This window comes from Treponema sp. UBA785, from assembly GCF_002297065.1.
GTDB lineage: Bacteria > Spirochaetota > Spirochaetia > Treponematales > Treponemataceae > Treponema_D.
In genome coordinates this window covers 1-6,049 of sequence record NZ_DBJD01000095.1, presented here as the reverse complement: position 1 = coordinate 6,049, position 6,049 = coordinate 1, and the positions used below count along the sequence as shown (strand labels likewise).

3 protein-coding genes are annotated in these 6,049 nt (G+C 37.1%); 1 reads left to right on the top strand and 2 read right to left on the bottom strand.

The genetic code is table 11. The features are described 5' to 3' along the window. Window positions 1–411: 411 nt before the first annotated feature. Window positions 412–1,977 (top strand): UxaA family hydrolase, encoded by a 1,566-nt coding sequence (locus tag B2X33_RS08895; RefSeq protein WP_296669090.1) that lies wholly within the window; start codon window positions 412–414, stop codon window positions 1,975–1,977. 66 nt (window positions 1,978–2,043) lie between these two features. Here B2X33_RS08895 and B2X33_RS08890 read toward each other — a convergent pair whose 3' ends face one another. Together B2X33_RS08890 and B2X33_RS08885 are read right to left on the bottom strand one after the other, a co-directional pair. Next, complete coding sequence (locus B2X33_RS08890) at window positions 2,044–2,631, bottom strand: GNAT family N-acetyltransferase (RefSeq protein WP_296669088.1); 588 nt, start codon at window positions 2,629–2,631, stop codon at window positions 2,044–2,046. Further along, a partial coding sequence (locus B2X33_RS08885; RefSeq protein WP_296669086.1) for a UvrD-helicase domain-containing protein occupies window positions 2,621–6,049 on the bottom strand: 3,429 nt, incomplete at its 5' end. The genes B2X33_RS08885 and B2X33_RS08890, both read right to left, overlap by 11 nt.

The following is a 6,049-nucleotide window of genomic DNA, read 5'->3' as shown; positions in this document are numbered from 1 at the left end:
TAAATAGCCCAAACTTCGAGTTTTGATAAGAACAGTAATTTTTATGTCATTCCAGTGCTGCGACACTGCGATGTTTACGCAGTAAACTCAGTCAGGAACCTGTTGGAAATTTTCAATAGATTATCGGGTCAAGCCCGATAATGACAGTAAAACTCGAAATTAAGGTTACACAACTTTTTTTGCCTCAGGCTATGGAGCAGTGGCGGCGGATTAAAAAAACGCACTAGCGATGTGCAGGGTGCGAAGCAGACGGCATTTTTGCCGGCCGGAGCGAATAGCGCAGCCCGGAACGTAGCGCCGCCTTTTGGCGGAGTGCCCGAATTTTGATAATGACTTTTTGCTTATAAAATGATAGATTTTCAGAACGCACGTAACTTAATTGTTTAATTTTAGGTCACTTTTGGGGGTACTATGAGCAAAATCGCTATTAGAATTAATTCGGCTGACATTGTAGCTGTCGCGCTTCAGCCGCTGGCAAAAGGCACGGAAGTTATTCTTGAAGCTTCTGGAAATGCGCCGGAAACTAAAGTAACTCTTACAGAGGATATTACAGCCGGTCATAAATTCGCAATCCGCGACATAAAAAAAGACGAGCCTGTCATAAAATACGGATATCCGATTGGCGCTGCTACTCAGGATATTCCTGCTGGAAGCCATGTTCACACACACAACATTCACACCTTGCTTTCTGAAAAATTTGAATACACTTATAACGAAGAAAACGCAAAAGCTGCTTACGAAAAATGGTACAAGGAAACTGAGGACTTGCGCAAAAATGTTCCTTCTGTAAACGTTTACAAACGCGCAGACGGCCGCATTGGTATTCGCAACGAAATTTGGATTGTTCCGCTTGTTGGCTGTGTTAATAAAATTTCTGAACGCCTTGCAACCTGGGCAAATGCAAAATTTTTTGACGGCGAAGAGCCAAAGCCAAATACAAATGGCGGTCTTGAAGGAATTTTTGCCTGGACTCATCCTTATGGCTGTTCCCAGATGGGTGGCGACAAAGAAACTACCGCAAAAATTTTGGCAGATTTAGTTCATCACCCGAATGCCGGCGGCGTTCTTGTTGTTTCCCTCGGCTGTGAAGAAAACAATATTCCTTATTTTAAGGAATTTTTGGGCGAATATGATGAAAACCGCGTAAAATTTATGACAACTCAGCAGACAGAAGATGAGCTTTCGGCTGGAAAAGAACTGATTACTGAACTTGTAAAATATGTTGGCCAGTTTAAGCGCGAGTCTGTTCCTCTTTCAGAAGTTGTTCTTGGAATGAAGTGCGGCGGTTCGGACGGAATGTCTGGAATTACGGCAAATGCTTTGATTGGCCGGGTTTGCGATGCTATGACAGGAATGGGCGGCCGCGTAATGCTCACTGAAGTTCCAGAAATGTTTGGCGCTGAGCAAATGCTTATGAACCGCTGTGTTGATAAAAAACGCTTTGACGAAACTGTAAATCTTATTAACGGATTTAAAGATTATTATGCCCGCCACAATCAGGTTTGCTACGAAAATCCAAGTCCAGGAAACAAAGCCGGCGGAATTACAACGCTCGAAGACAAATCTTTGGGTTGTGTTCAGAAGGGCGGAAAAGCGCCTGTTACAGGGGTTCTCAAATATGGGGAGCGTCTGACAGAAAAAGGCCTTACTCTTCTTGAAGGTCCTGGCAACGACATTGTTTCTACAACAGATATGACTGCTGCTGGAGCAAACATTATTCTATTCTCTACTGGACGCGGAACTCCTCTCGGCGCTCCTGTTCCAACTGTAAAAATTGCAACAAATCATCCTCTCGCAGAAAAAAAATCTGACTGGATTGATTTTGACGCGGCACGCCTTTTAGACGAGCCAAGCGACAAAGTTCGCGATTCTCTCCTTGAATTGATTTGCGATATTTGTTCTGGAAAAAAACAGACAAAGAACGAAATCAACGGTTACCGCGAAATTGCAATCTTTAAAGATGGTGTAACTCTGTAATTTTAATTTTTATTGAATAACCAAACTGCCTGAAAAGTATAAATTTACTTTTCAGGCTTTTTTTATTTAAAGTTGTTCGAGCAAAGCACTAAATGGAATTGTTTTTTTCTGAGAACTTTTGTGTTCTCCTAAATGTTTTTCCATCCAAACCATGCTGTACCAGCGGTCAAATTTGTATCCGCAGTCTTTAAAAATCCCTATCATTCGGTAATTCATTTTTTCGTGGAACTTTACACTGGCGTTTGTAAGAAATTCATCTTCTCGTTCTGTATAGGCAATACAAGCATAACAATTTAAAATATTTTGTTTTTTAAGAAGAAATTCGAGTTTTTTAAGCAAAATTCCGCCAATGCCCATCTTTCTGTATCCATTTTTTACATAAATTGACGTTTCTATTGACCAATCGTACGCAGCCCGGGATTTCAATTCTCCAGCATAAGCATATCCCAAAATTTCGTCTTCTGGAGAAACTGCAATCAAATACGGATATTTTTTAAGAGTTTTTTCGATTCGAGCGCGAAATTCCTGCAGAGTCGGAGTTTCAATTTCAAAGCTAATTGCCGTATTTTCAACATAAAACTTATAAATTTCTAAAAGTTCGGCTGCATTTTCCGGAGAAGCAACCTTTATTTTTATATTTTCTTTAATACTCATAAATATTCTCGTTCAAACATAGATTTTCCGGCAAAACTTCAATTTCTTTTCCAAAACGCAAATAAAACAAAAAAGTTCTTATTTTTTCTTCTGGAACTGACAGCATTTGAGAAACTGCGCGTCTATAACAGGCCAATTGCGAATAATAAATTTCCGGACGAATTTCCTGGTTTGTTTTGTAATCAACAACAAAAAAATTTTCATCCTTTTCTTTAAAAACCAAATCAATTACACCAGACAAAATTTTTTCTCCAAACCGGCTTTTAAACTCAAATTCTTCTTTTCGCCAGACTGAATTCAGCGCTTTTTTTCCAAGATCTGAATTCAAAAATTCTTTCGTCATTTGCTCACAAATTTTTTCAACTTTCTTAATATCGCCCGTGCTATTTTCCAATCCGGAAACGTCCTGATTATTATACGGAACTTTTATTTCCTCTCCGTAAAATTTCAGCGCATTTTCGAGATAAGAATGTGCGATTGTACCAAAATTGTTAAAGTCAAAATTCTTGTGTCTTTCAATAATTTCATTTATTTCGGCAAATGGCAAATTCGTCCGGTTTTTGTTTTCAAGAGATTTTCTAAATTCATCTTTTTCGGCTTCTTCGTAAAGTTTGCTCGGAGAAACATAAATTTTTTCAACTTGATCTTTTTTTAGAATTTGCGAACTTTCGTAAGGACTTTGTTTTGAAAGCGCTTTTACAAAGTCAATTTTTGCTTTTTGAGTATTCGGGCGTTTTTGTTCCGAAAAAACTTCGCCTTGAGAAAAAGGTTTAATTATTTCAATTTTAGAAAAAGGCGAGGCTTCTTGATAATTTGAATTTCCACTTTCGTCCTTTTTACTGTAAAAATCGATAACTGGAGCAAGAACTTTATAAATTGAATCGGCATTTTTTGTTCCGCCTGGCAAATATTCTTCAACATCTTTTGGAACTTCGTAACTGCTGTTTGTAATAAAAATTTCGTCTTCCGCGCGAGTTAGGGCAACATAAGTCAGACGACGCATTTCCGCACATTCTTTTAATTCATTTTCGTTTTTTGCGAGAGTATAAAAATAGTTTTTTGAATCTTTAAAATACGTCGGAGTATTAAGCGCAAAACCAAATTTTGAGCTGTAATAAACAGGAACCGTGCTTTTTTCGTTTACAGAACCTCGTTGAGTGTCGCAAATAAAGACGATTTTAAATTCAAGGCCTTTGCTTTTGTGAACCGTCATAATATGAACGCCTTCTGATTTTTCGACAGGAACATTTATTTCAAGTTTTGACTTTTCTTCTTCGTATTCAAACAAATAATCGACAAAACTGCCAAGATTTAAATTCTTTTCATCGCCTTCGCGGGCAAGCGCAAACAAAAGGTCGTAAAGTTTTTCGTACATTTTGACAGTTTCGTTCCACATTGTTTCAAACCGATAACCAAATTCATACCAGAGTTTTGAAACAGTTTTTGCAAGTGAATTTTCTTTTGCAAATTCCTTAACTTCCTCATAAAATTTTGCGGCATTCTTAAAACGAATCAAAGAATCTTCCTGCAAAATTTCTGCACTTTCGTCAGAAAAAACATCCTGCTTTAAGGAAAGAACCGCTTCCGTTTCCGTCACTGTTAAATTTACAAAAGGGGAACTCAAAACTTTTCCGTATGCCATTCTGTCGTCAGAATATGCACAAAGCTTTAAATAAGCGGCAATGTCGCTAACTGGCCCGTCAGAAAAAAATCCTTTTAAGGTTTCTGTGTTGTACGGAATTCCATGACGCAAAAATGCGCGTTCAAAAACAGCTTGTTTTGAATATGACCTGAGCAAAATCGCCATATCCGAAAAATCATACCCTTCGCCGTGCTTTTCAGCAATTTTTTGAGCAACCCATTCGGCTTCGGCAAAAGTTCCGGTAAAAAATCCATTTGGAGCTTCGGTATTTTTTTCGTAAAAAGCAAGATTTACTCTTCTTTTTGAATTTTCATTTTTTTCTTCGATTTCGAGTTTTTTTTCGTCTGGCAAAACAGAATGATAAATTGCCTCGTAAGGCGGAATTTCGTAATTATTTTTTTGCTGACGTTCATTAAAAAAAACAGACGGCGGAGTTACCGCAAATTCAACATTTTTTGCATTTTTGTCAGAATACAAATCGCCTCCAAAAATCGTATTAAATGCAGAAATCAATTTTGGATTTGAACGATGGTTTGTGTACATTTGCAAAGTTCCATCAGAAAAATCTTTTGCAAGATTATTAAAAACTTCAACATCTGCGCCACGAAAGCGATAAATACTCTGTTTTTCGTCGCCAACAAAAAACAATTTTTCTTTTTCAAGCTCTTCAACCGACGGAACGCCTTTTTCCATTCTTTCTTTTTTTTCTGCCAGAAGAAAAAGCATATTGCGCTGATCCAGGTTATTGTCCTGAAATTCATCAATCATAATTGCTTTATATTTTTCTTTTTCCATGGCACGAATTTCCGGATAATCGCAAAGAATCTGCAATGCCATATTAGAAACGTCGGCAAAAGTCAGACAGTTTGATGAGCGTTTTACATTCATTACAATTTCTTGAAATTCTTCCAGAAGAGGCAAAATTTTTTCCAAATATGGAATTCCGTAAATATAATTTGCAAGCGAAAGCAAATCGCTTTTTGCAGAGCGAAATAAATCAATATTTTCCTTAAGCAAATCAACTTCTGCCGATTTTACCCTCGGTTTTGAATAATTTATTCCGTTTATTTTTTCTGCATATTCTTTTATTAACGAAAAATTTTGAGTTTCGATGTTTTCGTCCGTAATTTCTACAATTTCTGGAGAAACATTTTTATTTTTTTCTTTTATATACGATTCAAACGACTTGCTTTCCCGGTTTCCCGAAAATTCATCTTCAAAACTTTCAATTTCGTTCAAAATTTCTGAAATTTTATGAACTGTTTTATTCCATTCCTGAACAATTTTTGCAAACTGCTTTTTAAAATCCTCACGAAAATCTATGGGATTTGCAATTTTTGAATGGACAAGAATCGGTTCAACAAAGAGTTTGTCTGCAACCGCCTCGTAATCTTGAACTTTTATAAACTCTTTTAAAGTTTCATTGTCGCGATGTTCAAGCAAAAAGGGCAGGGCTTTTGCCTTTACCTGAGTTTTTATGCTTTCATCATCTTGAACAAAATCTGGACTTATTCCGTAAAAACGGCAACCAAGTTTTGCGACGCTATTACAATAACTGTCCAAAGTTTTTATATTCGCCTTATAAAAATTCGCAGCCTGCTCGGGCGCTTCTTTTTTTAAGACGTTGTAAATTCTCGAGGACATTTCGACCGTAGCTTTTTTTGTAAAAGTCAAAGTCAAAATCTGCTCAACGTTGTATTTGTATTTTTTTATCAAATTCAAATATCGGAGCGAAAGAACTGTCGTTTTTCCAGAACCTGCTCCAGCTGCAACTAC

Excerpts from the sequence above, each read along its gene's own strand:
- B2X33_RS08890 (WP_296669088.1), bottom strand. The coding sequence starts at position 2,631 with ATGAGTATTAAAGAAAATATAAAAATAAAGGTTGCTTCTCCGGAAAAT.
- B2X33_RS08895 (WP_296669090.1), top strand. The coding sequence starts at position 412 with ATGAGCAAAATCGCTATTAGAATTAATTCGGCTGACATTGTAGCTGTC.